The sequence below is a fragment of the Cryobacterium serini genome (assembly GCF_004404025.1).
GTDB lineage: Bacteria > Actinomycetota > Actinomycetes > Actinomycetales > Microbacteriaceae > Cryobacterium > Cryobacterium serini.
Genome location: NZ_SOHN01000009.1, coordinates 489,086 through 513,721, shown reverse-complemented (window position 1 = coordinate 513,721; position 24,636 = coordinate 489,086). Strand labels below are relative to the sequence as shown.

Annotated in this window: 24 protein-coding genes and 1 riboswitch; of the genes, 12 read left to right on the top strand and 12 right to left on the bottom strand. The window is 62.0% G+C overall.

Annotated elements, in window-relative coordinates; genetic code table 11:
- Positions 1-5: 5 nt before the first annotated feature.
- On the bottom strand, positions 6-635 hold the full coding sequence (gene ctaE / locus E3T51_RS07950; RefSeq protein WP_241989219.1) for an aa3-type cytochrome oxidase subunit III: 630 nt from the start codon (positions 633-635) through the stop codon (positions 6-8).
- 143 nt (positions 636-778) lie between these two features.
- Here ctaE and trpD point away from each other — a divergent pair, with 143 nt between their 5' ends.
- A complete protein-coding gene (gene trpD / locus E3T51_RS07945; RefSeq protein ID WP_134529330.1) occupies positions 779-1,831 on the top strand; it encodes an anthranilate phosphoribosyltransferase in 1,053 nt (350 codons plus the stop codon).
- A 29-nt stretch (positions 1,832-1,860) separates the two neighbouring features.
- Here trpD and glpK read toward each other — a convergent pair whose 3' ends face one another.
- Positions 1,861-3,375 (bottom strand): glycerol kinase GlpK, encoded by a 1,515-nt coding sequence (gene glpK, locus E3T51_RS07940; RefSeq protein ID WP_134529328.1) that lies wholly within the window; start codon positions 3,373-3,375, stop codon positions 1,861-1,863.
- A gap of 94 nt (positions 3,376-3,469) precedes the next feature.
- On the bottom strand, positions 3,470-4,189 hold the full coding sequence (locus tag E3T51_RS07935; RefSeq protein WP_241989228.1) for an MIP/aquaporin family protein: 720 nt from the start codon (positions 4,187-4,189) through the stop codon (positions 3,470-3,472).
- Positions 4,190-4,454: 265 nt separating this feature from the next.
- Here E3T51_RS07935 and dhaK point away from each other — a divergent pair, with 265 nt between their 5' ends.
- The 4 genes from dhaK to E3T51_RS16735 all read left to right on the top strand — a co-directional run bounded on the left by dhaK (position 4,455) and on the right by E3T51_RS16735 (position 7,154).
- A complete protein-coding gene (gene dhaK / locus E3T51_RS07930) occupies positions 4,455-5,456 on the top strand; it encodes a dihydroxyacetone kinase subunit DhaK (RefSeq protein WP_134529324.1) in 1,002 nt (333 codons plus the stop codon).
- An 11-nt stretch (positions 5,457-5,467) separates the two neighbouring features.
- Positions 5,468-6,166, top strand: coding sequence for a dihydroxyacetone kinase subunit DhaL (gene dhaL, locus E3T51_RS07925; protein ID WP_134529322.1), 699 nt, complete (start codon positions 5,468-5,470; stop codon positions 6,164-6,166).
- Positions 6,166-6,858, top strand: a complete 693-nt coding sequence (dhaM, locus tag E3T51_RS07920; RefSeq protein ID WP_134529320.1) for a dihydroxyacetone kinase phosphoryl donor subunit DhaM — start codon at positions 6,166-6,168, stop codon at positions 6,856-6,858. The genes dhaL and dhaM overlap by 1 nt, the downstream gene beginning before the upstream one ends.
- Positions 6,859-6,932: 74 nt before the next feature.
- On the top strand, positions 6,933-7,154 hold the full coding sequence (locus E3T51_RS16735; RefSeq protein WP_166806415.1) for a hypothetical protein: 222 nt from the start codon (positions 6,933-6,935) through the stop codon (positions 7,152-7,154).
- A 145-nt stretch (positions 7,155-7,299) separates the two neighbouring features.
- Here E3T51_RS16735 and E3T51_RS07915 read toward each other — a convergent pair whose 3' ends face one another.
- The 3 genes from E3T51_RS07915 to E3T51_RS07905 form a co-directional block, all read right to left on the bottom strand.
- Positions 7,300-7,710 carry an ester cyclase gene (locus E3T51_RS07915; protein WP_134529318.1) on the bottom strand — a complete coding sequence of 137 codons (411 nt, stop codon included), beginning with the start codon at positions 7,708-7,710 and terminating at the stop codon, positions 7,300-7,302.
- A 227-nt stretch (positions 7,711-7,937) separates the two neighbouring features.
- Positions 7,938-8,786: an alpha/beta fold hydrolase gene (locus E3T51_RS07910; RefSeq protein WP_134529316.1), complete on the bottom strand. Its 849-nt coding sequence runs from the start codon at positions 8,784-8,786 to the stop codon at positions 7,938-7,940.
- 272 nt (positions 8,787-9,058) lie between these two features.
- Positions 9,059-9,868 carry a DNA-3-methyladenine glycosylase gene (locus E3T51_RS07905; protein WP_241989218.1) on the bottom strand — a complete coding sequence of 270 codons (810 nt, stop codon included), beginning with the start codon at positions 9,866-9,868 and terminating at the stop codon, positions 9,059-9,061.
- 32 nt (positions 9,869-9,900) lie between these two features.
- A riboswitch (guanidine-III (ykkC-III) riboswitch) is annotated at positions 9,901-9,966 on the top strand.
- Between the two features lie 11 nt (positions 9,967-9,977).
- On the opposite strand from E3T51_RS07905, the gene E3T51_RS07900 reads away from it, so the two are divergent.
- Positions 9,978-10,352, top strand: coding sequence for a DMT family transporter (locus tag E3T51_RS07900; protein WP_134529314.1), 375 nt, complete (start codon positions 9,978-9,980; stop codon positions 10,350-10,352).
- Here E3T51_RS07900 and E3T51_RS07895 read toward each other — a convergent pair.
- The 3 genes from E3T51_RS07895 to E3T51_RS07885 form a co-directional block, all read right to left on the bottom strand.
- Positions 10,349-12,247 (bottom strand): Na+/H+ antiporter, encoded by a 1,899-nt coding sequence (locus E3T51_RS07895; protein WP_134529312.1) that lies wholly within the window; start codon positions 12,245-12,247, stop codon positions 10,349-10,351. The two genes, E3T51_RS07900 and E3T51_RS07895, sit on opposite strands and share 4 nt — an antisense overlap.
- Before the next feature lie 28 nt (positions 12,248-12,275).
- A complete protein-coding gene (locus tag E3T51_RS07890) occupies positions 12,276-13,205 on the bottom strand; it encodes an aldo/keto reductase (protein WP_134529310.1) in 930 nt (309 codons plus the stop codon).
- Positions 13,206-13,399: 194 nt separating this feature from the next.
- Positions 13,400-14,230, bottom strand: a complete 831-nt coding sequence (locus tag E3T51_RS07885) for a DeoR/GlpR family DNA-binding transcription regulator (RefSeq protein WP_166806414.1) — start codon at positions 14,228-14,230, stop codon at positions 13,400-13,402.
- Positions 14,231-14,454: 224 nt separating this feature from the next.
- Between E3T51_RS07885 and E3T51_RS07880 the strand changes: the two genes are divergently transcribed.
- Positions 14,455-14,847 carry a hypothetical protein gene (locus tag E3T51_RS07880; RefSeq protein ID WP_134529307.1) on the top strand — a complete coding sequence of 131 codons (393 nt, stop codon included), beginning with the start codon at positions 14,455-14,457 and terminating at the stop codon, positions 14,845-14,847.
- 7 nt (positions 14,848-14,854) lie between these two features.
- The gene (locus tag E3T51_RS07875; protein WP_134529305.1) at positions 14,855-16,360 is read left to right on the top strand and encodes a mannitol dehydrogenase family protein; all 1,506 of its coding nucleotides are present in this window, start codon (positions 14,855-14,857) and stop codon (positions 16,358-16,360) included.
- Here E3T51_RS07875 and E3T51_RS07870 read toward each other — a convergent pair.
- The 3 genes from E3T51_RS07870 to E3T51_RS07860 are packed head-to-tail and all read right to left on the bottom strand — an operon-like array spanning position 16,357 to position 21,696.
- A complete protein-coding gene (locus E3T51_RS07870) occupies positions 16,357-18,774 on the bottom strand; it encodes an ATP-binding cassette domain-containing protein (RefSeq protein ID WP_134529304.1) in 2,418 nt (805 codons plus the stop codon). The genes E3T51_RS07875 and E3T51_RS07870 overlap by 4 nt on opposite strands.
- Positions 18,737-20,917 carry an alpha/beta hydrolase family protein gene (locus E3T51_RS07865; RefSeq protein WP_134529302.1) on the bottom strand — a complete coding sequence of 727 codons (2,181 nt, stop codon included), beginning with the start codon at positions 20,915-20,917 and terminating at the stop codon, positions 18,737-18,739. Before E3T51_RS07865 ends, E3T51_RS07870 begins: the two co-directional genes overlap by 38 nt.
- 14 nt (positions 20,918-20,931) lie before the next feature.
- The gene (locus E3T51_RS07860) at positions 20,932-21,696 is read right to left on the bottom strand and encodes an SDR family oxidoreductase (RefSeq protein ID WP_134529300.1); all 765 of its coding nucleotides are present in this window, start codon (positions 21,694-21,696) and stop codon (positions 20,932-20,934) included.
- Positions 21,697-21,860: 164 nt separating this feature from the next.
- On the opposite strand from E3T51_RS07860, the gene E3T51_RS07855 reads away from it, so the two are divergent.
- The 4 genes from E3T51_RS07855 (at position 21,861) to E3T51_RS07840 (ending at position 24,561) form a co-directional block, all read left to right on the top strand.
- Positions 21,861-22,355 carry an NfeD family protein gene (locus E3T51_RS07855; RefSeq protein ID WP_104192694.1) on the top strand — a complete coding sequence of 165 codons (495 nt, stop codon included), beginning with the start codon at positions 21,861-21,863 and terminating at the stop codon, positions 22,353-22,355.
- Complete coding sequence (locus tag E3T51_RS07850) at positions 22,348-23,313, top strand: SPFH domain-containing protein (RefSeq protein ID WP_134529298.1); 966 nt, start codon at positions 22,348-22,350, stop codon at positions 23,311-23,313. Before E3T51_RS07855 ends, E3T51_RS07850 begins: the two co-directional genes overlap by 8 nt.
- A 3-nt stretch (positions 23,314-23,316) precedes the next feature.
- Positions 23,317-24,081: a glycerophosphodiester phosphodiesterase family protein gene (locus E3T51_RS07845; RefSeq protein WP_241989217.1), complete on the top strand. Its 765-nt coding sequence runs from the start codon at positions 23,317-23,319 to the stop codon at positions 24,079-24,081.
- Positions 24,082-24,192: 111 nt separating this feature from the next.
- Positions 24,193-24,561: an RNA polymerase-binding protein RbpA gene (locus tag E3T51_RS07840; protein ID WP_104192696.1), complete on the top strand. Its 369-nt coding sequence runs from the start codon at positions 24,193-24,195 to the stop codon at positions 24,559-24,561.
- Positions 24,562-24,636: the final 75 nt, after the last annotated feature.

Here is a 24,636-nt window from a genome sequence, read left to right as displayed (position 1 = left end):
GACTTCTATTTGAGAACGTAGATGACCAGGAAGAGCCCGATCCAGACGACGTCGACGAAGTGCCAGTAGTAGGAGACCACAATGGCGCTGGTGGCCTCTTTGTGGCCGAAGTTCTTGACCGCGAAACCGCGTCCAATCACAAGAAGGAAGGCGAGCAGTCCACCGGTGACGTGAATGCCGTGGAAGCCGGTCGTTATGTAGAAAGCCGAACCATAGGCATTGGAGGAAAGTGAAATTCCTTCGGAGACCAGCGTGGCATATTCGAACACCTGGCCGGTGACGAAGATTGCGCCGAGGGCGTAGGTGAGGAAGAACCACTCGATCATGCCCCACTCACTCGGCTTCCAGCCCGTTGAACGAGCCTGCAGCCGTTCAGCAGCGAAAACTCCGAACTGGCAGGTCACCGAGGACGTCACCAGGATCAACGTGTTGATCAACGAGAAGGTGAAGTTGTGCTTGTCGGCCTCGAACAGCCATAGCTCGGGGGCGGTTGAACGGAGCGTGAAGTAGATTGCGAAGAGCCCCGCGAAAAACATCACCTCGCTGCCCAACCACACAATGGTGCCTACAGCCACGCTGTTGGGCCGGTTCACGACGGGCGCACTCGCCGTCTGAGTAATTGAGGTGCTGGTCACCCTTCTATTATGGCCGATATTCCCACAGGTTTTTCTCAATCACTCGTGCGAGTGAGTCTTATTTCTTGGTTCGGGTGTGCAATTTCGGCGAGGGAGTGCCGTGAATTCGGGGGAGTTGGACCCGTTCTTCTATGATCGGACTCATGCTTGAATCACAGTCTTGGCCAAACATTTTGAATTCCCTTCTTGGCGGGCGGGACCTGAGTGTGGCCGACGCCGCCTGGAGCATGGAACGCATTATGCTCGGCGAGGCCTCTCCGTCCCAATTGGGTGCTTTTTTGGTGGCCCTTCGGGCTAAGGGGGAGACCGTCGATGAGATTGTTGGATTTCGAGACGCGATCCTCGAGCAGGCAGTGGCGCTCCCGATTCATCCGATGGCACTCGACATTGTCGGTACGGGTGGTGATCAGTTCGGGACCGTAAACATTTCTACGATGGCGTCGATCGTTTGCGCGGCAGCGGGTGTGCCGGTAGTCAAGCACGGTAACCGCGCCGCCAGTTCAGCTTCCGGATCGTCGGATGTTCTCGGCGAATTGGGGATCGACCTGTCACGAGATGCGACGCGGGTGGCCCAGGTTTTTGAAGAGACCGGGATCACCTTTGCCTTTGCTGGGGCTTTTCATCCCGGGTTTCGTCACGTGGCTCTCACCCGCAGGGAGTTGGGAATTCCCACCGTGTTCAATTACCTCGGTCCGCTGTGCAATCCAGCGCGGCCAGAGGCATCCGCCGTCGGCGTGGCCGACCTCGATCGGGTGCCCCTCTTCGTTGGTGTGTTTCAAACCCGCGGTGCAACGGCCTTGGTTTTTCGGGGGGATGATGGCCTCGACGAAATGACGACCACCGGGCACAGCCACGTCTGGGAAGTGTCGCGCGGCCTGGTCACCGAACACGATATCGACCCGCGGGACCTCGGCATCAAGCGAGCGCAGATTAGCGATTTGGTCGGCGGTTCACCACAACACAACGCGGACATCGTGCACTCCGTCCTCACCGGAGAGCCCGGACCAGTCCGCGACATCGTTTTACTCAATGCCGCAGCCGGGCTGGTGGCCTTCGACTTGGCCAATGATGCTTCCCAAGTTCAGGTGGCTATTTTGGAACGCTTTCGCAATAAGTTGGCCGTGGCCGCCGAAGCAATTGACTCTGGCGTGGCCACGGCCAAATTATCGGCGTGGATTGCGGCGACCCGGGTCTGAAACCGAGGCCGCCATTCACGTGACGCTCGCTACAGAACGTCCTCGTCGACCCATCCGAATGTCTTCGTGACCGCTTTTTTCCAGTTGCGCAGCTGACGGCTGCGTTCGGCCTCGTCCATTTGCGGCGTCCATCGACTGTCTTCCTGCCAGTTGGTGCGTAGCTCGTCAAGACCGCTCCAGAAGCCCACTGCAAGGCCGGCAGCATAGGCTGCACCCAGGGCTGTCGTTTCCGCAACGACCGGCCGTACCACGGGCACGCCGAGAATATCGGCCTGAAATTGCATGAGCAGGTTGTTTGCGATCATGCCGCCATCCACCCTGATCTCGGTCAGGGGAACACCCGAATCGGCGTTGACCGCGTCGATCACCTCGCGAGTCTGAAAAGCCGTCGCTTCAAGAGCCGCGCGGGCAATGTGACCCTTGTTCACGAACCGGGTGAGTCCGACCAGGGCGCCGCGGGCGTCGGAACGCCAGTACGGAGCGAACAGTCCTGAGAACGCCGGTACGAAGTAGGCTCCTCCGTTGTCGTCGACCGTTTTGGCCAGGCCCTCAATCTCAGAGGCCGAGCTGATCATGCCGAGGTTGTCGCGCATCCACTGCACCAGTGCTCCGGTCACCGCGATAGACCCTTCCAGGGCATAGTGCGGAGCGTCGTCACCGAGCTTGTACCCCAGAGTGGTCAACAGCCCGTTCTTGGAGTGCACAATCTCGGTCCCGGTGTTGAAAATCAGGAAGTTGCCGGTGCCATAGGTGTTCTTGGCTTCACCCTGGTCGAATGCAGCCTGACCGAAGGTCGCAGCCTGCTGGTCACCGAGGATGCCGGCAACAGGAACCTCACGCAGCAGGCTCGAGGTGTGCGCGGTGCCGTAGACCTCGGAGGAGGAACGGATTGAGGGCAGCATCGATTTGGGCACGTCGAACACGGCGAGGATCTCGTCGTCCCATTGCAACGTTTCCAGGTCCATGAACAGGGTACGGCTTGCGTTGGTCACGTCGGTGGCATGCACGCCGCCGTCAATGCCGCCGGTGAGATTCCACAAGACCCAGGAGTCCGTTGTGCCAAAGAGTAGGTCACCGGCATCGGCTTTAGCGCGGGCTCCCTCCACATTTTCGAGGATCCAAACGATTTTCGTGCCGGAGAAGTAGGTGGCCAGGGGCAAGCCGACCTTCTTCTTGAACCGTTCGACACCGCCATCAGCGGCCAGGCGGTCGACGATCGGTTGGGTGCGGGTGTCCTGCCAAACGATAGCGTTGTAGACGGGAACACCGGTGGTCTTGTCCCACACCACGGCCGTTTCTCGCTGATTGGTGATTCCAATGGCCCTGATATCGTGCCGGGTGAGGTTGGCCTTGGACAGTGCCTGCCCGATAACCTGACGGGTGTTGTCCCAGATTTCTTGCGGGTCGTGCTCGACCCAGCCAGCCTGGGGAAAAATCTGCTCGTGTTCGAGTTGACCGGTCGACACGATTGATCCGGCCCTATCGAAAATGATGGCCCGGGAACTGGTCGTTCCCTGGTCAATGGCGAGAATGTAATCAGTCATTGGTGAGTGTCCTCCTTGTGAGTGTGCGAAAAATACAGATCTGCTCGCAGGACAATAGGTCGATTCGCTCAGGGAACCGGCCCGTTTGTTCGAGTCAGGCGGCGAGCAGTGGCAGCAGAATCAACGCGGCCCAACCAGCGAGAAGCCCCCCGATGATCGGCCCCACGACGGGCACCCAGGAGTAAGCCCAGTCGGAGCCGCCCTTGCCCTTGATCGGCAGGATGAAGTGGGCGATGCGCGGCCCGAGGTCCCGAGCCGGGTTGATGGCGTACCCGGTCGGGCCACCGAGCGAGGTTCCGATGACGATCACGAGCAGTGCCACGGGGAGGGCGCCGAGAGAGGCCAGTCCACCGGATTGGCCCTGGCGGTCACCACCGAAAGCGATGACGACGAAGACCAGCACGAAGGTGCCGATGATCTCCGTGACGAGGTTCCAACCGTACGAGCGGATAGCCGGCCCGGTGGAGAAGACACCCAGTTTGTTGGCCGGGTCTGGTTCGGCGTCGAAGTGTTGCTTGTAGGCGAGCCAGCACGCGACGGCGCCGAGGATGCCACCGATCATCTGTGCTCCGATATATGCAAGGACCGAGACTGCGTTGACCGGAACACCCATCCCGAATTCCTCGGTACCGTTGGCGACGAGGCCCAGAGTGACGGCAGGATTGAGGTGCGCCCCCGAACGGTAGGCGACCACGACACCGGCGAACACCGCGAAGCCCCAGCCGATGGTCACCATGAGGAACCCACCCCCGAGGCCCTTGTTCTTGGCCAAAGCGACGTTGGCAACCACGCCGGTTCCTAGGAGAACCAGCATCGCAGTGCCCACGATCTCCGAGACGAATACAGCTCCGATATTTTCCACGAGAACCTTTCTGGTCAGACAAGGGACGCTGCAGCTTCCCCTCTGCGGTGAGCGGACGGCAATAACATAGCGCGGGGCGCCACCAAGGGGAATAGGCCATGCGAGTTCGTCCTGGTATTTACTCACCGCGGTCAAAGCGCGTATGTTGAGCGTGGGAAAATTCGCCTGTGAGAGGCACCCGAACGAATCCGCGGCATCACCGAGTGAATGGCTATTCATGAAGAAGCTCATCAATGATCCGAAGAACGTCGTCAACGAAGCCGTCGCCGGGTTCGAGATGGCGCACGCCGACATTGTGCGGGTCTCCCACGATCCGGTCTTTATCCTGCGAGCGGATGCGCCGCTGCGCGGCAAGGTCGGAATCGTCAGTGGTGGCGGCAGCGGACATGAACCCCTGCACGGCGGATTTGTCGGTTTTGGAATGCTGGATGCCGCCGTTCCCGGCCCCGTTTTCACCTCGCCGACACCGGACCCCATCCTCGCAGCGACACAGGCTGTCGATGGCGGAGCGGGAGTGATCCACATCGTGAAGAACTACACCGGCGACGTGCTGAATTTTGAGACCGCCGCCGATCTTGCTGCCGCTGAAGGCATCGACGTTCGCGCGGTCATCATCAACGACGATGTCGCCGTGAAGGACTCGCTCTATACAGCCGGACGCCGCGGCGTGGCTGGAACGGTCCTCGTTGAGAAGATTACCGGAGCTGCCGCTGAGCGCGGTGATGATCTGGACGCCGTTGTCGCCGTGGCCGAGAAGGTGAATTCGCGCGTGCGCACCATGGGTGTTGCGCTCACCCCGTGCGTTGTACCGCACGCGGGGGAACCTAGTTTCACCCTGGCCGACGACGAAATCGAAATCGGCATTGGCATTCACGGCGAGCCAGGGCGAGAGCGGATCAAGCTCGAGCCCGCCGACGCGATAGTTGACCGGCTGCTCGGCCCCATCCTGGACGACCTGCCGTTTGCCAATGGCGACGAGGCCCTCCTCTTCGTCAACGGTATGGGCGGCACACCGCAGATTGAGCTGTACATCGTATTCCGCCGGGCTGCTGAAGTTCTAGCGGAGCGAGGTATCACAGTCACCCGGAGCCTGGTCGGCAATTACACGACGAGCCTCGAGATGGCGGGAGCATCGATCTCCGTTCTGAAACTCGATGACGAGCTCACCGCGCTCTGGGACGCCCCCGTCCAGACGTCCGCGCTACGGTGGGGACGATAGAAGGAGATTCGATGGCCCCGAACGATGAACCCGGCGCAGCTGGCTCTGGCGCCGCCCTCTCCAACGCAGCGCCCCGGCTGGACACCGGCTGGACCATTCGCTGGATTCGACGAAGCGCTGAGGTACTCGCAGCCAACCGGGCCGCCCTCAACACCCTTGACCGTGACATCGGCGACGGCGACCACGGGGAGAACATGGATCGCGGTTTCCAAGCGATCCTGCCCAAACTCGAGGGACTCGACGACGAGACAACGCCAGGCTCCGTGTTAAAAATTGTCGCCACAACCCTGATCTCGACGGTCGGCGGCGCTGCCGGTCCGTTGTACGGTACAGCCTTTCTTAAAGCTGCCGGTGCTGTCGGCGCGGCGCAATCGTTGGATGCGACCGCCCTGGTCGCCCTGCTGACGGCGGCGCGGGACGGCATCGTGCTGCGGGGCAAAGCAGTGGAGGGTGACAAGACCATGATTGACGCCTGGACCCCGGCGGTGAATGCGGCGTCGGCAGCGCAAACGGCTGGCTCGCCCATTGGCGCCGTCTTGCTGGCGGCAGCGGATGCCGCAGCGCAGGGCGCGCAGGCGACCGAACCGCTGGTCGCACGCAAGGGACGGGCGAGCTATCTCGGAGAGCGAGCGATCGGTCACCGAGACCCGGGCTCCCAGTCGACATCACTGCTGCTGCGCGCCGCGGCCGACCTGATCGCGCAGCATTGATGGCGGCGGTATCCGCTGAACGAGTCGGCATCATTTTCGTTTCGCACAGCGAGAAGATCGCAACGGGTTTAGTCGAATTGGCGCGCCAAATGGCACCGACGGTGCGTCTTGTCGCCGCGGGTGGAACAGATTCCGGGGGAATCGGTACGAGCTTTGAGAAGGTCAGCGCCGGAATCAGCGCGGCAAACGGCGGTGTTGGCGTGGTGATTCTCTGCGATCTTGGTTCGGCCATGCTAACCGCGGAAACTGCGCTCGATTTTCTCGAGGAGACCGAGCAAGACCAGGTGCGGATTGTCGACGCACCCCTCGTCGAAGGCGGGGTGGCTGCGGCGGTGGCCGCAGAAATCGGGGGAGGCCTTGACGAAGTTGTCGCGGCGGCGCAGTCAGCGCTGCACGTGATGAGTAGGGCCACGCTGGCCACCAAGCCATCGTCGGCCGGGGTGTCGCGCACGGTGATCCTTGTGAACAAAGACGGTCTTCACGCACGGCCAGCCGCAGAATTCGTGAACCTGGCGAGCACATTTTCGGTTCCGATTACCCTGAACGGCACGGACGCCTGCAGCCTGCTGAGCATAATGTCGCTCGGCCTCAGTCGGGGGAGCAGCGTGCAGCTCGCGTCGCCAGACCCCGCGGCTGGACCGGCGATCAACGCCCTCGCGCACCTACTGGAATCAGGCTTCGGTGAGAAGTGAGGCGCCGGTGCGAACGTGCGGGAAGCACCTAGCAGTTTCGTGCCTTATTGTCCAATTCGGCGTATCGTAAGGGCATGATTCAGGACAAGAACACCTCAGGAGGTCCCGAAGAGCGGTACACGACCGATTCCTCGGCGTGCCCGATCTGCGGTCAGGCCATGCGGGAACACACCATTGATCACTCAACCCGGAATACCGTGGTCAACTGCCCGGTTTCTCATCCGGGCGCGTGGGATCGCGATGCTTTCGAACCGGTCAATGAATTTGGCATGGTTGTACATCGAGCCCACACCTGACTCGGCAGGGCAACCGGCACTACAGGACGAGTGGCTCCAGAACCGGCAGCAGGTGCGGCCGGGCGCGATCATGGCCGTCTCGCGTTGTGCGTCAGGTTTATGGATGCGCCCGGCCATTCTGAAGGAGAATGCCAGATGTTGCCGGCTACGGTGCGAGGCCCAGTTGTTCGAGCATGCCCTGTTGGTCGCTGCTGCCCCACCGTTCGACAAGTTTGCCGTTCTCGAACCGGCTGATTTGCATGCCACGTACCGACATCGTTTTGCCGCTGGGGGCGTGGCCCATGAGGGTGCCCTGATGGGTTCCGGTGAGGGTATAGGCGAACGCGACATCGGTGTCGTTTGCGACGAGGCGCTCGACTTCGATGTGCAGGTCGGGGAAAGCGGCAATCATCTCGCCAAAGAACGCTTTGTAGCCTGCCGGGCCGGGGCCTTGGCCAGGCGCTGGGTCGTTGTCGACGGCGGCTTCGGCCACGAGGTCATCGAGAAGGTCGAGTTTTCCGCTGTTCACGGCTTCACCAAACTTTTGCTGTGCGGCGATATTTATTTCTTTACTCATGTGTTCACTCTTTTCTTAGGGGATAACACGGATTATTTTGCGAGGGCCACTGGCGGGGTGTCCGCATCCGCGCTGGCGGTAAACGCCGACGACGGCATCGTGGCAGGGGAGATCTGGCTTGAAAGGACCCTAGCTTCGACACCCTCCCGCACGGCTTCGACCCGTAAAGGGACGAAGAGGGTCTGCGCGTCGGACTCTTCCCGGCGGCGCGAACCCTTTCGGGTTCGCTACTGCGCGAGGAAGGCGAGTACGTGCCGGTTCCACTCCTCCCGATGGGAAACGGTAAGACCGTGAGGGGCGCCTTCGATTACGACGAGCTCACTGCCGGCAATGGCTGCGTGAGTGCGCTTGCCGCTGACCTCGAAGGGCACGATCATGTCGGAGTCACCGTGTATCACCAGGGTCGGTACGGTGATTTTCGACAGATCGTCGCGGAAGTCCGTTGTGGCGAATGCGGCCGTGCAATCAAGCGTGCCCTTGGGCGACGCCATTTCGGCCATATCAAGGTTGTATGCAATCTGCGCGGAACTAACCTTCGGCTTATTGACCGACGACGGCTTACCGGCGGTGAAGAACATCTGAAGAAATCCGTGCAGGAATGCCGGTCGGTCTCCGGTCAAGCCGTCGTGGAACCACTTGGCCAATTCGGCATCGACACCTCCATCAGGGTTGTCATCCGATTTCCAGAGGTACGGTGGCACTGCGCTGGCGAAGACGAACTTCGCGATGCGGTCGGTGCCGTAGGTTCCCGCGTAGCGAGCAAGCTCGCCGCCTCCCATCGAAAAACCGATGAGAGTGACATCCTGCAGGTCGAGGGTGTCGAGAACGGCCTTCAAATCGGCGGCAAGCGTGTCATAGTCGTAGCCGTTCCACGGCTGAGATGACTGGCCGAACCCGCGACGATCGTACGTGATGACCCTGTGACCAGCGTCGACCATCGCGGGTACCTGACCTTCCCAGGACCTGCTGCTGAGGGGCCAGCCGTGAATCAGCACAACAGGCTTACCGGCACCAACGTCTTCGTAGTGCAGTTCGACGTCGGGCCCGCTCTGACCAGGGACGGTAATGAAAGGCATGTTCTCTCCTCGTACTCGGGATGTTCGTTGGAGGTAACTGAGTTTGTGGGACCTAGACAATCGAGGTCCGCTGGGAAAACGCTGAAATGATGGCGCGGGCGGTCCCGGCCGGCCGGTCGAATCGCGGTATTCTGCGCCACGCAGTCGTGTAGGGGCTCGGTGGCGAGATGTTCGGAGCGGCTCTCCCGCGCGCTGTGACCTGTGCGAGAGCTTCAGCAGGCGGTTCAAGGTTTACGGCAGACGTTCGCGGATTGCGGGCCCCGCAATTTGTCTTAGGGTCTCGGTGATGAGCGGCCAGGTTTGTAGGTCGAGACGGATGACGCATCCGCCAACCAGTATCGCCACGGGAAGTCCGTCGCATCGCCGCCGGGCCCGCTGACGCCAACTCGGGGTCCGGTTCGGTGCGGTAAAACCACACCGGCATCCGGAATAAAGAACTTCCACTGTCCGCCGAAAAGATCGTCACCGTCGTTGTCCAGGGTTGCTCCGAGGCTTTGGGCCAGGCAGCCAGGGCCTCGCGCCAAACTGCTATCGAGGAGAGGAATTTTTCGAGGCGTGCGTTCTCGCCGACCGCGCGCGATATCGGAACCTTCGATCACGTCTCCCGCCCTGATGAGACAACCGTATGGCTGGCCTGGATCTCCGGTGACGAGGTTGACCGCATGATGCATTCCATAGGTGAAATAGCAGTACAGGTGTCCGGCGGGGCCGAACATTGTCCTATTCCGATTCGTCATGCCCCGATAGCTGTGCGCGCCGGGGTCTCGTTCACCCGCATACGCCTCTACCTCGGTTAGACGAATGGTCACAGTGCCATCGTCATCGGTACGTTGAAGGATGCTGCCGAGAAGTTCCGGCGCAACATCGAATACCTCGCGGGAGAAGAACTTTCGGTCCGCTAGGTGAAACCCGTCCAGAACGCCCATCTGTTCAGCGTATCCACTCCCTGTGATCAGCGCTCGCGCCAGTCCCTGCGAGAAGCCCAGAAGTAGGCGTGCGACAGCAGCGACATACTCGTGGCTGGTGGCCACCGCCCAACGACCAGCGGATGCGCCGGCATCCGTTACCTGGCCCCTCTGCACAGGGATCGTCCAGCGGACCTGCTTAGTGTCGGGGGAGGCCGTGCACTGCGACCCCCGGACGACGGATCAGTACCCGGAACGCGACAAGACTGGCCGAGGAGAATCAGATATGTCGTGGATCGTACTTATCGCGTCCGGAGTGCTGGAAGCCGTCTGGGCGACGGCCCTCGGCAAGTCCGAGGGTTTCACCAAATTATGGCCGACTGTTATTTTCGGTGTAGCGCTTGCGCTGAGCATGGCAGGTCTCGCCTGGGCGATGCGCGAAATCTCGATCGGAACGGCCTACGCCGTGTGGGTGGGCATCGGCGCAGCTCTAACCGTGGCCTGGGCCATGATCAGCGGGGATACCAGCGTGTCCTGGGTGAAAATCGCTTTGCTCGTCGGGCTTATCGGCTGCGTCGTCGGCCTTAAGCTAGTGGACAAGCCAATCGAGGCGGCAGCCCTTGGCGGCACATCTCCCGGCGTGTCGACGAGCGCGCGCTAACCGAGGAGCTCGTCAACGTAACACCAACGCCACAATTCGCGCGGCTCGGCGCTGCACATGATGGGGTGGCCGGACTCGTGAAAATGCCGGGTCGCGTGCTGACCAACGGATGAGTCGCAGCAACCCACATTGCCGCAGACTAGGCACATCCGAAGGTGAACCGGGGTGGTGCCTTCGCGCACACAGTCGCTGCACTCCGGGTCCGGCGGCACTGGATGCTCACCCACGGCCCGTAGGTGCTCGCAGCCGCCGGCGCCCAGGGGCACCCCAGCAGTGTCGGGCCGGGTCGCGGAACGGCTTTCGGGGCTGAAATCGATGCCCGGGTCGTCGGGTGAGGTATCCAGCATGGATTCCTCCACATCGAGCATCTCAAGCACGTCGCTGATCACCTCGTGGGCATAGGCGCCCGAATGGCGCAGTTTGAGAACCCGGGCGCGCTCCGCGTCGAGCATGGCCAGCCGTAACTGTACGTAGCGCTTACTGGGAGTACGGTCGGCCAGCTCTGAACGTCCGAGGCGCTCCCAGGCCGCCCGGTTGCGTTCCTGTGTGCGGCGTTCGAGCATGTCGAGCACCTCCGGCGGATCGTCGGGCCGGGAGTGCTGGTGCAGGTTTTCTATGCCCGCAGCGGTGGCCTGATCCATCAGTGCGGCCTGGCTGAGTGCATCCGCTTTGTTGTCTGGACCATGCACCCCCAGGATGCGAACCAGCCACGGCAGGCTCAGGCCCTGCACGACCAGGGTTCCCGCCACCACGACCAGGGCCGCCAGAACAAGGACGGGACGGTGCGCAACGTCTTCTGGCAGCGCGAACACTGCAGCCAGGGTGACCACACCACGCATGCCGGCCCATGACACGATGGTGGGCAATTGCCAGGGGGGTGCGGGGTCGGCCTTTCGAATTTTGGGTATCAAGCGGGGCAGATAAATCGCGGGGAACACCCAAATCGGGCGCAACAGGAGAACTGCGACGAGTATGACAGCACAGGCACCCCAGATTCGCCCGGCACCCAGCGAGTCGCCGGAGGTCGCTTCAATAATCGACCGCACCTGCAACCCGATCAGCAGAAAAACAGAATTCTCGAGCAGGAACTGCACTGTGGCCCAGTTGCTGCGCTGGCTCAATCGCGACGCGCCGCCCGGCATTGCGGGCGTCTGGGTGCCGATCACGAGGCCGGCCACAACGACAGCCAACACACCGGATGCATGGATCACCTCGGCGGGGATATAGGCCACAAACGGCGCAGCCAGGGACATGGACGTGTTGATGGCCACATTGCGCACACGTTTTCGAATTTGCAACAGGAGCCATGCAGCGATCAAGCCGACGACGACACCACCAGCGGCGGCAAAAGCAAGATCTGACGCCACTTGCCAGACGGTCACACTGCCGCCAATGGCAACGATCGCCGTGCGAAGAAGCACCAGCGCGGTCGCATCGTTGACCAGCGACTCACCCTCCAGAAGACTCACGACCCGGCGCGGGAGCCCGACTCGGCGTGCGATCGTGGTTGCCGCCACCGCATCCGGGGGAGCGACGACCGCACCAAGGGCGAACGCCGCAGCCAGGGGTATTTCCGGGATCAGCCACCAGACGATCAGACCGATGGCGACGGTACCGAAAATGACATAACCAACCGACAGCAGGCCGATAGACCGGAGGTTTGTGCGGAACTCGACCAGGGAGGTACGGATGGCGGCTGCGTAGAGCAGTGGAGGAAGAATTCCCACCAACACCAGTTCCGGATCCAGCTGTACCGCTGGAATAAACGGCAGGTACGAGCCGACGACACCGACAACGACCAGGAGTAGCGGAACAGATAGGTTCAAGCGTCGAGCGAGGGCGCTGGCCGCGCAGACAACGACAACGAGAGTGAGAAGACCGAGTGAGACATCCATTTATTCCGCCAAGAGTTTCGGGGCCCGACTACGGCAAGATATGTCCAGCGGCAGTGAAGAGTCGATACCATTCTCCCCGCGTCAGGGGGATATCAGATCCCGCGGCCGAATCAAGAAGATGCCGCACGCTGGTCGTTCCGAGCACCACCTGCATGTGAGCAGGATGGCGAGTGATCCAGGCCACGGCGATGGCGGCCGGGGGAGCATCATAGGTTCGAGCGAGGTCGTCGATGACATCGTTCAACGCGGCGTAGTTTTCTCGATCATTTAGAAAGATACCGTCGAAGAAACCCTTCTGAAACGGCGACCATGCCTGCAGCGTGATGTTGTTGAGTCGGCAGTAATCGAGAATGCCGTTGTCCCGATCGATGGACTGGTCAAGGCCCGCCATGTTGGCCGAAATGCCGGCGGCGATCAGCGGCGCGTGCGTGATGCTGAGCTGCACCTGGTTCACGATCAGCGGCTGGGCAACCGAGCGTTTCAGCAGCTCGACTTGCCCCGGGGTGTGATTGGAGACGCCGAAATTGCGCACTTTACCCGCGTCGTGCAAAACGTTGAAGGCCGCGGCGACCTCGTCGGGTTCCACGAGGGCGTCCGGGCGGTGCAGCAACAGCAGGTCGAGGTAGTCCGTTTTCAACGCCGTGAGTGACTCGTCGACGGACTCAAGGATGTGCTCCTTGGAAAAGTCCCAGAAGCCGGGTCGAATGCCGACTTTTGACTGGATGGCCACACGTGCCCGATCTTCTGCCGAAAACGTCACCGCGTCACCGAAACGCCGCTCGCATTCGTGGGGCTCACCGCCATACACGTCGGCGTGATCAAAAAAGTTGATGCCGGCGTCTCGAGACGCTCCAACCAAGGATCGGATCTCTTCATCGCTGAGAGGAACGATCCGCATCAGCCCGAGAACGATGTTCGAGACGTCCAAGTGGGTATTGGGTAATGTCATGGTCTTCATAGCTTTAGTGTGGGTGCAGACGAGCCAGAAGAACACCCCATCAACTGTTTGACGCGATCGGGACGTGGAGTTGCGGTTGCCCGACACCAGCCGGTGAGATCACGGCACACCACCACTATCGACTTATTGACATAATGTGCATTATCGGTCACCTGGTGAGTGCTGTGCGGGCGAGCCCGATGGGCTGGGCCTGTCTAGAATTCGACAGTCGGAGTCGGCACGTAATGAACGCGGAGTCCGAGTGTTTCAAGGTGCTCACGGAGCTCCGGCGCGAGTTCGGCGTTGACGACCACGTCGTCGAAGTCGGCCAGGTCAGCCACATGGTACAGACCCTTGGCCTCGAACTTGCTATCGTCAAGCAGCAACACCTTGCGATCGGCCCGAGTGAGCAAGGCTCGCTTCGTTTCGGCCGCCGCGGCATCCGGATGAAAGAGAGCGTCATTTTTCACTGTGGTGGTGGACACGAAAACCACGTCGGCCGAGACCCGGCTGAGCTGCTCGACCACGACGGCACCGAGAAATGAGTCTGTCTCGTGCACGTATTGGCCGCCGAGGCCCACGAGCGCGATCTGCGGATGCATCAGCGTCAGTTCACGCATCAGCCCCAGCGCGTGGGTGATCACCGCGCTCGGCGCCCGCGCGGCGAGCTGGCCAAGCATGGCTGCGACCGTAGTCGAGTCATCGAAAGCCACAACGTCGCCGGTCCGAATCAGCAGGGCTGCTTCTGCGGCAAGAGCCTTCTTGAGGCCGACCCTGGTAGCCCGGCGCAGGCGGACATCCTGTTCGGCAAACGGGTGCGGCTTCGCACGCGCCCCTCCCCGCACGCGTTCGATAAGTCCCTCACGGGCTAGCAGATCAAGGTCGCGGTGAATGGTCATGGCGCTGACGCAAAAGGTCTCGACAAGCTTTTCGAGTCGCACGGGGCCGTGTGCCTCGATGTGGCGTACCAGTTCGCTGCGCCGCACCGGACCGGTCAGGCCGTCGCGCGTGAGGGAATCGTCGTCGGTGACGTGGGCAAGCTTCATGATCGCCATACTAGATGCCCCGAGGCGTGTTGTTAAATCGATGTGAGTATCTGCCTTTCTCATAACAGACTGTATGTTAAATAAGTCAGAACATGTGTTAGTTTTGGTGCGCTCGATCTCTGGACCATCGTAAGGACGCGAAGAATGGCAGCTCAGGTTCTCACCCATCCAAGCACCCCAACAGGCACCCAGCAGGCGCGACCGACGGCCTCGTCAGGCACGGGGTGCTTGACCGACTTGTACTCCCCCGCCCACTGTTCTGGGGGTACATCGGACTGGCCCTGTTTATGGTCGGTGATGGCGTCGAGACCAATATTCTTGCGCCATTTCTCACCGGCGATCACAGCTTCAGTATCCCCCTCGTCGGCACCCTCGTCACGGTCTACGGTGTGGCCGCCGCCATCGCCGCGTTCCTCTCCGCCGCACTCTCGGCCGTGTTCGCCGGTCCGCTCCTCGTGGCCCTGCTCTACGGCACCCTCGGCGCACTCGGACTCGTGGTGCTCTTTGCCGTGCTGCATCTGGTCGCTGCCGTGATGTCATCCGTTTTGCGGGGAACGCAGCCCGGCTTTCACGGTGTGCCCGCTCGCATTCCATTCCATGACGCTCGACTGAATTGAGGCCCCTATGACCACGCTCACCACTCCCCCATTTTCCAACGGCACCGCCCTTTCGACGGATGCCCTGCCCGCCCTCGCCGCCACCGTGCGCGTTCCGTCCTACGACCGCACCGGACTGACCGCGGGCATCATGCACTTCGGTGTCGGCGGGTTTCACCGGGCGCACCAGGCACTCATGATCGATGACCTGCTCAGCCAGGGTCTGGCCCGCGATTGGGCCATTTGCGGAGTCGGCGTGCTGGCCGGTGACGCGCGCATGCGGGACGTCTTAGCTGCCCAGGATGGCCTCTATACTCTGGTCGAAAAGCACGCCGACGGGCATCTGGAGGGACGCGTCATCGGATCGATCATCGACTTTATGTTCGCCCCCGACGACGTCGATGCTGTCATCGAGCGGATGGCCAGCCCCGAGGTGAAGATCGTCTCGCTCACCGTGACCGAAGGCGGCTATAACATCAACCCGGTGACCGGGGCTTTTGATCTTGGCAACCCGCAGGTCCAGGCCGACCTGGCGCCTGGCGCCGCGCCGGCCACAGTCTTCGGCATTACCGTTGAGGCTCTGCGACGCCGGCGCGACCGCGGAGTGACCCCGTTCACGGTCATGTCCTGCGACAATCTGCAAAACAACGGTGCGGTTGCCCACCACACCTTCGTGGCATTCGCGACCGCTCGCGACGCCGAACTTGCCACCTGGATCGACGCCAACGTGAGCTTTCCGAACAGCATGGTCGACCGCATCACCCCCGGCACAACGGATGCCGACCGCGCGCTGGTCGCCGAGACCTTCGGTGTCCTGGACGCCTGGCCTGTGGTGTGCGAGCCCTTCTTCCAGTGGGTCTTACAGGATTCCTTCACGGACGGTCGACCACCCTACGAGCACGTGCGCACCCAGCTCGTCGCCGACGTCGAGCCCTACGAGCTCATGAAGCTGCGTTTGTTAAATGCGAGCCACCAGGGCCTGTGCTACTTCGCACATTTGATGGGCTACCGGCTCGTGCACGACGCCGCGGCCGACCCGCTGATTGCGCTCTTCCTGCGCGCCTACATGGACCGCGAGGGCTCCCCCACCCTCAAGCCGGTACCCGGCATCGACCTCGAAGCTTACAAAGACGAGCTCATCGAGCGGTTCTCGAACCCGAGCGTACGCGACACCGTTGCGCGGCTGTGCAACGAGTCCTCTGACCGCATTCCCAAGTGGCTCGTGCCGGTGATCGTCGACCAGCTCGTGGCCGGTCGTTCGATAGAGCTGTCAGCGGCGATCGTGGCCAGCTGGGCCCGCTATGCGGAGGGAACGGATGAGCAGGGCCAGGCGATCGAGGTCGCCGACCGTCTGAAGGAACGGGTCATGAATAACGCTGCCGGATTCGCCGCTGACCGACATTCGTTCCTGCGCGATCGCGACCTGTTCGGCGATCTCATCGACGACACGACGTTTGTCGGGGCCTACGACCACGCGCTTGACCTGCTGCACACGGTCGGTGCCCGTCAAACGCTGGTCGCGCTCCTCGCCTAGCCCGCGGTGGCCGGAGTCGAAGGCACGGCACCAACATAGGCCGCAAGGTACTCGCCGGTGAGGGACGACCGCGCGGCTACGAGATCGGCGGGCGTGCCCTCAAAAACAATTCGGCCGCCGTCGTGACCTGCGCCCGGACCGAGGTCGATGATCCAGTCGGCGTGCGCCATAACGGCTTGATGGTGCTCGATGACGATGACCGACTTCCCGGAATCGACGAGCCGATCAAGCAGGCCGAGCAGATTCTCGACGTCGGCCAGGTGCAGGCCGGCGGTGGGCTCGTCCAGCACATACACCTCACCCTTTTCGGCCATGTGCGTGGCAAGCTTCAGCCGCTGGCGTTCGCCGCCGGACAGGGTCGGTAACTGTTGGCCGAGGCTGAGATAGCCGAGCCCGACCTCGGCGAGCCGGCCCAGTATCGCGTGCGCTGCCGGAGTACGTGCCTGGCCCGTACCAAAGAATTCCCTGGCTTCGGTTACCGACATCGCCAGCACCTCACTAATATCGCGCCCCGCGAGGTGGTATTCCAAAACGGATGCCTCGAATCGCTTTCCCTCGCACACCTCACAGGGTATTGCGACGCCGGCCATCACACCCAGGTCGGTATAGATAACGCCGGCGCCGTTGCAGTTGGCGCAGGCTCCCTCTGAATTGGAGCTGAACAGTGCCGGTTTGACGCCGTTGGCTTTGGCGAAGGCTTTGCGGATCGGTTCGAGCATCCCTGTGTATGTCGCCGGGTTGCTCCGCCTGGAGCCCTTGATCGCGCCCTGGTCGATGGAGACCACCCCGTCGCGGCCCGTTACCGAGCCTTGTATCAGTGAGCTCTTTCCCGACCCGGCCACGCCGGTCAGCACGGTGAGCACGCCGAGTGGAATGTCCACATCGACGTTGTGCAGGTTGTGGGCGTTGGCACCACGAACCTGCAAGATCCCGGCAGGTCTGCGCACGCTCGTTTTCACAGCGGCCCGGTCGTCCAGGTGCCGGCCGGTCAGTGTATCGCTCGATCGAAGACCGGCCAGAGTGCCCTCGAACACGATGTCACCGCCGTCCGTTCCTGCACCCGGGCCGAGGTCGACGACGTGGTCGGCGATCGCGATCATCTCCGGCTTGTGCTCGACGACGAGCACGGTGTTGCCCTTGTCACGCAGCTGGAGCAGCAGGGTGTTCATTCGTTGGATGTCGTGCGGGTGCAGGCCGATCGTCGGCTCGTCGAAGACATAGGTGACGTCGGTGAGCGACGAGCCGAGGTGGCGGATCATCTTGGTGCGCTGTGACTCACCGCCGGAGAGCGTACCGGAGGGGCGGTCGAGCGAGAGATAGCCCAGCCCGATTTCGACAAAGGATGTGAGCAGGTGCTGCAACGATTCCAGGAGCGGTGCGACGGAGGGGTCGGCCAGACCCCCTGCCCACTCGGCGAGGTCGCTGATCTGCATCGCGCAGGCATCAGCGATATTGATCTCGTTGATCTTCGACGAACGCGCCCCTGCGCTGAGTCGGGTGCCCTCACAGTCTGGGCAGACGGTGAAAGTCACCGCCCGTTCTACAAAAGTTCGGATGTGCCGTTGCAGCGAGTCGACGTCTTTGGAGAGCATCGACTTCTGGATCTTGGGAATCAGTCCCTCATAGGTGAGGTTGATGCCCTCGACCTTGATCTTGGTCGGCTCCTTGCGCAGTAGGTCGTCCAACTCCCGTTCGGTGAAGTCTTTGATCGGTATATCGGGGTCGAAGAATCCGCAACCATTAAAGATGCGGCCGAACCAGCCGTCCATGCTGTAGCCGGGAATGGTGAGCGCGCCGCCGTTAAGAGACTTAGTGTCGTCGTACAGCGCGGTCAGGTCGATGTCGGTGACCGAGCCTCTCCCTTCACAACGTGCGCACATTCCGCCGGTGATGCTAAAGCTGCGCCGCTCTTTGACCGTCTGACCACCGCGTTCGATCGAGACAGCCCCCGCGCCGCTGATGGAGGCGACGTTGAAGGAGAACGCCTGGGGAGAACCGATGTGCGGCTGGCCGAGCCGGCTGAACAGGATGCGCAGGAGCGAGTTGGCATCGGTGGCGGTCCCGACGGTCGAACGCGCGTTGACACCCATCCGTTCCTGGTCAACGATGATGGCCGTCGTCAGCCCGTCGAGTAGGTCGACGTCCGGCCGGGCGAGGGTGGGCATGAACCCCTGCACAAACGTGCTGTAGGTTTCATTGATCATGCGCTGGGACTCGGCGGCAATCGTGTCGAACACCAGCGAGCTCTTGCCAGAGCCGGACACGCCGGTGAATACGGTCAGACGCCGCTTCGGAATCTGCACGCTTACGTTCTTGAGATTGTTTTCGCGGGCACCGTGCACCCGGATCAGGTCGTGGCTGTCCGCGATCTCCGGTTCAGGTGATGGGGTGTCCGTTTTCATTGTCGTGCTCATCGGATCTCCTGTGATTGGCGGCACTGGGCAGAAATCGGGCCCACCAGTCGAGAATAATCTCGAACCGCTGCAAACGGTGCCGTGGACGACCGGTACGGCTGAGTTCGTGGTTCTCCCCCGGAAAGATAACCAGTTCGGCCTGAATCCCGCTGCGTTTAAGCGCGGCATAGTAGCGCTCACCCTGCGACAACGGGCAACGCAGATCCTGCGCGGAATGGAGGACGAGGGTCGGGGTTTGCACCTGGCTGACCAGGAACTGTGGGCTTTGGCTTCGCACCAGGTTGGCATCCGTTCCTGCATACTCGTCACCGAAGAAATCGCCGATGTCGCTCGTACCAACAAATGCGTCGGGATCGAGAAAACCGCGTTCCACGATGGCGGCGGCAAAGCGGTGATCGTGCGCGATTGTCCAAGCGGTCAAATAGCCCCCGTAAGACCCACCCATGATGCCGACACGCTGTGCATCGAGAACGGGCTCGGCTTCGAGGGCGCCGTCGAGAAAGTCCAACACGTCAGCCAGGTCGAGCGTGCCCATCCGCTGGCGGATGGCGCGCCCGTGGGCTTCGCCATAACCGGATGATCCGCGCGGGTTGCAGAGAACCACCGCGTAGCCTGCGTCGACGTAGACCTGCGTCTCATCGAGGAGCGCGCCGGTGTACTGGGAGTATGGGCCTCCGTGGATGGTCAGGAGCACCGGGTGCGGGCCTGATCCTGGCGGGGTATGCACCCAGCCGTGCACCGGGTAGCCGTCTCGCCCGGTGATTGTGAGTTCGATACCCGGCACCAGACCGGTAGCGCGAAGGTGCCCGGAGAAGTCGGTAAGGCGTTTGGGTTCGAGGCACGGCGTCTGCGTGCCGGGGAGGTTCGCGTGAACGAGAACGAGGTCACCGGACGTACCGCCGGACTGCACGGCGACGACCACAGATTCCCCGCTGGCATCCGCTGAGCTCGCGACGCTTGCACCGCAGTCGAGTGGCTCCACGCGCCCGTCGTGGGAGACGCGGAGCAAATCGACGCGGCCGCGACTGCCGCGCAGCACGAGCACGGAACCGTCCGCCAGCACGCTGATTCCCCCGGTGGCCTCCAGATCAAGTAAATCCTGCCCGGTCTGGTGCGGGTGCGTCACGCGTATCGGTGTCGAAGCGTCACCCGGGTAAACACTGCGGTACAGAGCGCTCACCCGTCCGACGAAATCTCGACCGGTCGCACCGACGTCGGTGGCGAGCAGCCAGAGCGCACCGTCATCGGCACAGGCGAGAGCCGAGATGCTCAGGTTCTTCGTCGAACGCACGACGGTACGAGCTGGAGCGGGTAATTCATCCGTCTTGGAAGCGTCTTCGTCGAGGCTGAGGTTGAGTTCGATGACTTCACTGCGTAGGTCGTTGTCACGGTCGGCATGACGCGCCGAGATAGTGAGGAGTCTGGACCCCGCAGACGCAAAGGCCAGGCCGGAATGATCGAAATTCCCCTCGGTCACCTGGCGTGCGACCGGAAGTCCGGACGGCAGGCTGGCCTGCACCGGGAGAACGGGGTTCCGCCCGGTATCCGGTTGGTTTTTGGACTCACCGCGAGTTGCATCGGCCAGAACAGGTGCAAGAGCGGGCATTGGTGCGCCCCAGACGTTCGGCACCACAGCCAGGAACACGTGCACGCGCCGGTCGTTGGTGTAGCCGACCCCGTTCGAGCGGTATCGCAGGGTGTCGATGCGACGGGCTGGTTCTGCGTCCACCGACAAGCCAACGACCGTGCCGTACCGTCCGCGTTCGGGAACCCGGGCCAGGAAAGCGATCCGGTCACCGTTTGGATGCCAACGGAAGTCAGTCACGCCGAGAGCTGCGTCGGTCATTGCCAGGGGCTCGCCGCCGGCCGCATCGACGACGTGCAACTGCGCGGTGCCACCGGCATCGGCCCTGAGAAACGCGATCAGGCTGCCGTCCGGGGAAAACCGGGGCGCCGTATCACGAAAGCCGCGGGTGATTCGGCGGGGAGCGGGCTCCCCCACCAGCGCGACGGTCCACAATTGGCCGATGTAGTCATCCGCTGCGAAGTCGGCGTTCACCCGCGAGAAAACCGCCCGCGAACCATCAGGATGGATCGTCGGGCGCGACACCGTCCGGAGCAGCGGAAGATCGGCAGCCTTCATTGCTTACTCACTTTCTAGGTGTTGGTGAACCCGGTCGTGTCGCCGACCAAACGGGTATTTCCCACTGGAACCGGATCCACCGCAGCCGAGACGATCTCCGCGGCAAACTCGCTGACATTGTAGAGACGACCCGCTGCCTCTTTGCGGGCGTTCAGGGCGCCCGGGTTGGACCGTTCGAGTAGCGTCGCCGTGATGGTGCCCTCGATCATGTCGCCAGAAACGACGACGAATCCGATACCGGACTCTTCGAGTTCGGGAATGACGGCGCGCAGGGCGTCCTCGCCCGCGCGCTTGCTGCGGGCGACCGGCTCATATTCCGGCATAGTGCTTGTCGTCTCGATAAAGTGCGCCTGGTGGCTGGTGACAAAGACAACCCGGGAATCGTCACCGAGCAACGGGATGGCACCGTTCAACAAGTTGACTTGGGCGTCGCGATTGAGCCTGATGGCGTAGTCAGCGGCCATCCCACTTTCCATACCGCCCGATGCGTTCATCACGAGGATGTCGAGGCCCCCGTATTCGGCCCTGATGGTCGCGAACATCGCGGCTACCGATGCCGGGTCGGTCAGGTCAGCTCCGACCGTGATGGCTTGCCCACCGGCGGCGCGAATGGCAGCGGCGAGTTTGTTCGCTCGCGCCTCCTTATTGCGGTAGTTGATGACGACCCGCGCTCCGGCCTGGGCAAAATAGCCGATGGTATCGGCGCCGATACCGCGGGACGAGCCGGTGACGAGTACGCGCTTGCCCTCGAGTGATCCTGCTGCAAGTGGATTGGTCACGCATGCTCCTCTAAATTCGGTCAACTTTATTCCGTGATGAAGTGTGGCCTGATCGGCCACTCCCATACTTTCGACCTTATCAACAAGGCTCAGTCGCTCCCTCGGCGTGTTGAACGCGGTACCTGCTAGTTTCAAGGTGAAACTGAATGTGGAAGGTGTCACACATGGTCGACCTGACCGACTATCTCTGGATTTTGTGGCTCGTGTTCATTCTCGTGGCCATTACCATCGAACTGCTGAGCCTGGAATTCACCTTCCTGATGATCTCCATCGGCAGTCTGGGCGGTTTGGCTGCCAACCTGCTCGGACTGGACTGGTGGCTGCAGATCGTGTTCGCCGCTGGACTGTCCGTACTTCTGCTTCTGACCATTCGCCCCTTCTTACTGCGGGCCCTTCGCAAGGGGGGCGATCCGGCGCTCAGCAACATCGACGCGCTGATCGGAATGACCGGCCGGGTCATGTCCACGGTCACCGAAACCGGGGGGCTGGTCAAACTAGCCAACGGCGAGACCTGGACCGCTCGGCTTCTGCTGGCGCACCCCGACAGCAGCGCCGCTTCCCGGCCTGGTGTGGAGCCCGGCCAGCCGGTCACCGTGCACCTCATCGAAGGCTCAACCGCCGTCGTCATCTCCGCCGAAAGGACCCAGAACAATGCTTGACCCCGCAGCTTTTATCGGTCAGATCTTCGTGATTGCACTTCTCGCGGTGTTGGCGGTGTTCGTCATCGTCATCCTCGTGCGCGCGATTCGCATCATTCCCCAGGGCAACGCCGGGGTGGTCGAGCGCCTCGGCAAATACCACAAGACACTGCTTCCCGGTTTGAATCTTCTTGTGCCGTTCGTCGACCGGGTACGGCCGCTCCTCGACATTCGCGAGCAGGTGGTGTCTTTTCCCCCGCAGCCCGTGATCACCGAAGATAATCTCGTCGTCTCCATTGACACCGTCGTCTACTTTCAGGTGACGGATGCCCGCGCCGCCACCTACGAGATCAACAACTACCTCGGTGCTGTCGAACAGCTCACCACGACCACCCTGCGTAACGTGGTCGGCGGGTTGAACCTCGAAGAGGCTCTGACCAGCCGGGACAACATCAACAGCCAGCTGCGCATCGTGCTCGACGAAGCTACCGGCAAATGGGGCATCCGGGTGGGCCGAGTCGAGCTCAAGGCGATCGAGCCACCCCACTCCATCCAGGATTCGATGGAGAAGCAGATGCGAGCCGAACGCGACCGTCGCGCGCTCATCCTCACGGCGGAGGGTACCAAGCAGTCTGCCATTCTCACCGCCGAGGGGGCGCGCCAGGCAGCGATCCTCGAGGCTGAGGGTGACGCCAAGGCTGCGGTCTTGCGCGCGCAGGGTGAGGCCGAAGCCATCACCACCGTGTTCAAGGCTATTCACGACGGAGATCCAGATCCGAAACTGCTCGCCTACCAGTACCTGCTGACGTTACCCAAGCTCGCCGAGGGCAGCGCCAATAAGCTCTGGATTGTGCCGAGCGAACTGACCGAGGCGATGAAGGGCATCGGCAGTGCGTTTGGTGCGAATGCCCACGACCCAAAGCCGGGGGCAGCCGCTTCACCGGCGACGTCCGCGCACGCCGCAGCGCCGCAGGCCTAGGCGGTGGCGGAGAGCACACAATCCGTCTTTCTGACTGCGCCGCATCCCCGGGTTTTCGCGCACCGCGGTCTGGCACTGGACGCTCCGGAAAACTCCTTGCTCGCCTTCGTGAAGGCCCTGGCGGGAGGGGCAACCCATCTCGAGACCGACGTGCACGTGTCGCTTGACGGTGTGGCCGTGATCAGCCATGACCCCGACCTGGCTGCGCTCGGACGGGACGTACGCATCGACCAGTTGACCATGGCGGAGCTGAGGCGCATCAATCTTGGCTACGGCCAATCGTTTACATCCCTGGCCGATACCCTCGAAGCTTTCCCAGCGGCGCTGTTCAATATCGACATTAAGACGGATGCCGCCGCCGACCCGGCCGCACAGGCGATTCGTGACCAGCGAGCCACGCCGCGGGTTCTCGTGACCTCGTTCAATGACTCGCGCCGCCGCCGCGTGGTCGACCTGCTCCCCGGTGTGGTTTCCTCCGCGTCGTCGCCGCTCGTGGCGCTGGCCGTAACGGCGACGAATCTAGGCCTCACCTCTCTCGTTCGCCGGACGCTTGCTGGCTGCGTCGCCGTGCAGGTACCCGAGCGCGCAGGACCGGTTCGCATCATCACACCCCGATTCATCGAAATGATGCATAGAGTGGACGTCGAGGTGCACGTATGGACCATCAACGACCCGGTAGAGATGATTCGACTGCTCGATTTGGGAGTTGACGGCATCGTGACGGATCGCACGGATCTTGCTGTGGAAGTTTCTACTCGTCGAACCTGAGAATTACCTCCCAGAACGGGGGGTTTGGGAAGGTTAACACCCAGCTTGATGGTTTACAACTATCTAAGCATCGTGGTCGTTTTGTGATCGCGACTGAGAGGAGACCACACTATGGCTGACCGCAGTTTGCGTGGCATGAGATTGGGCGCACAAAGCCTGCAGAGCGAAGAGGGCGTCACCTTCTCCCCCCGTGTTACTCACACCTACCGGTGTGAAACATGTGGGCGCGAGACGGTAATGATTTTTTCGGCTGAAGCCGAGGCTCCGGACGAATGGGAATGCAAGTACTGTGCACGGACGGCGACCCGACTGGTCGACTCCCTGCCGGTGATCGTTGACCACTCCGACGAGAAAATCGCTCGGACCCACTGGGACATGTTGCTGGAACGACGCTCCAGAGACGAACTCGAAGAGTTGCTCGAAGAGCGCCTCTCGGTGTTGCGTCTGCGACGTGGTGGCCAGCAAAAAATCGGCGCCTAACCGCCGGCTGCACCCGCACGACCCCGCACTCTGTGCCGGGGTCGTTGTTGGTTAAAGGGTCGTTTTGTGACTTGC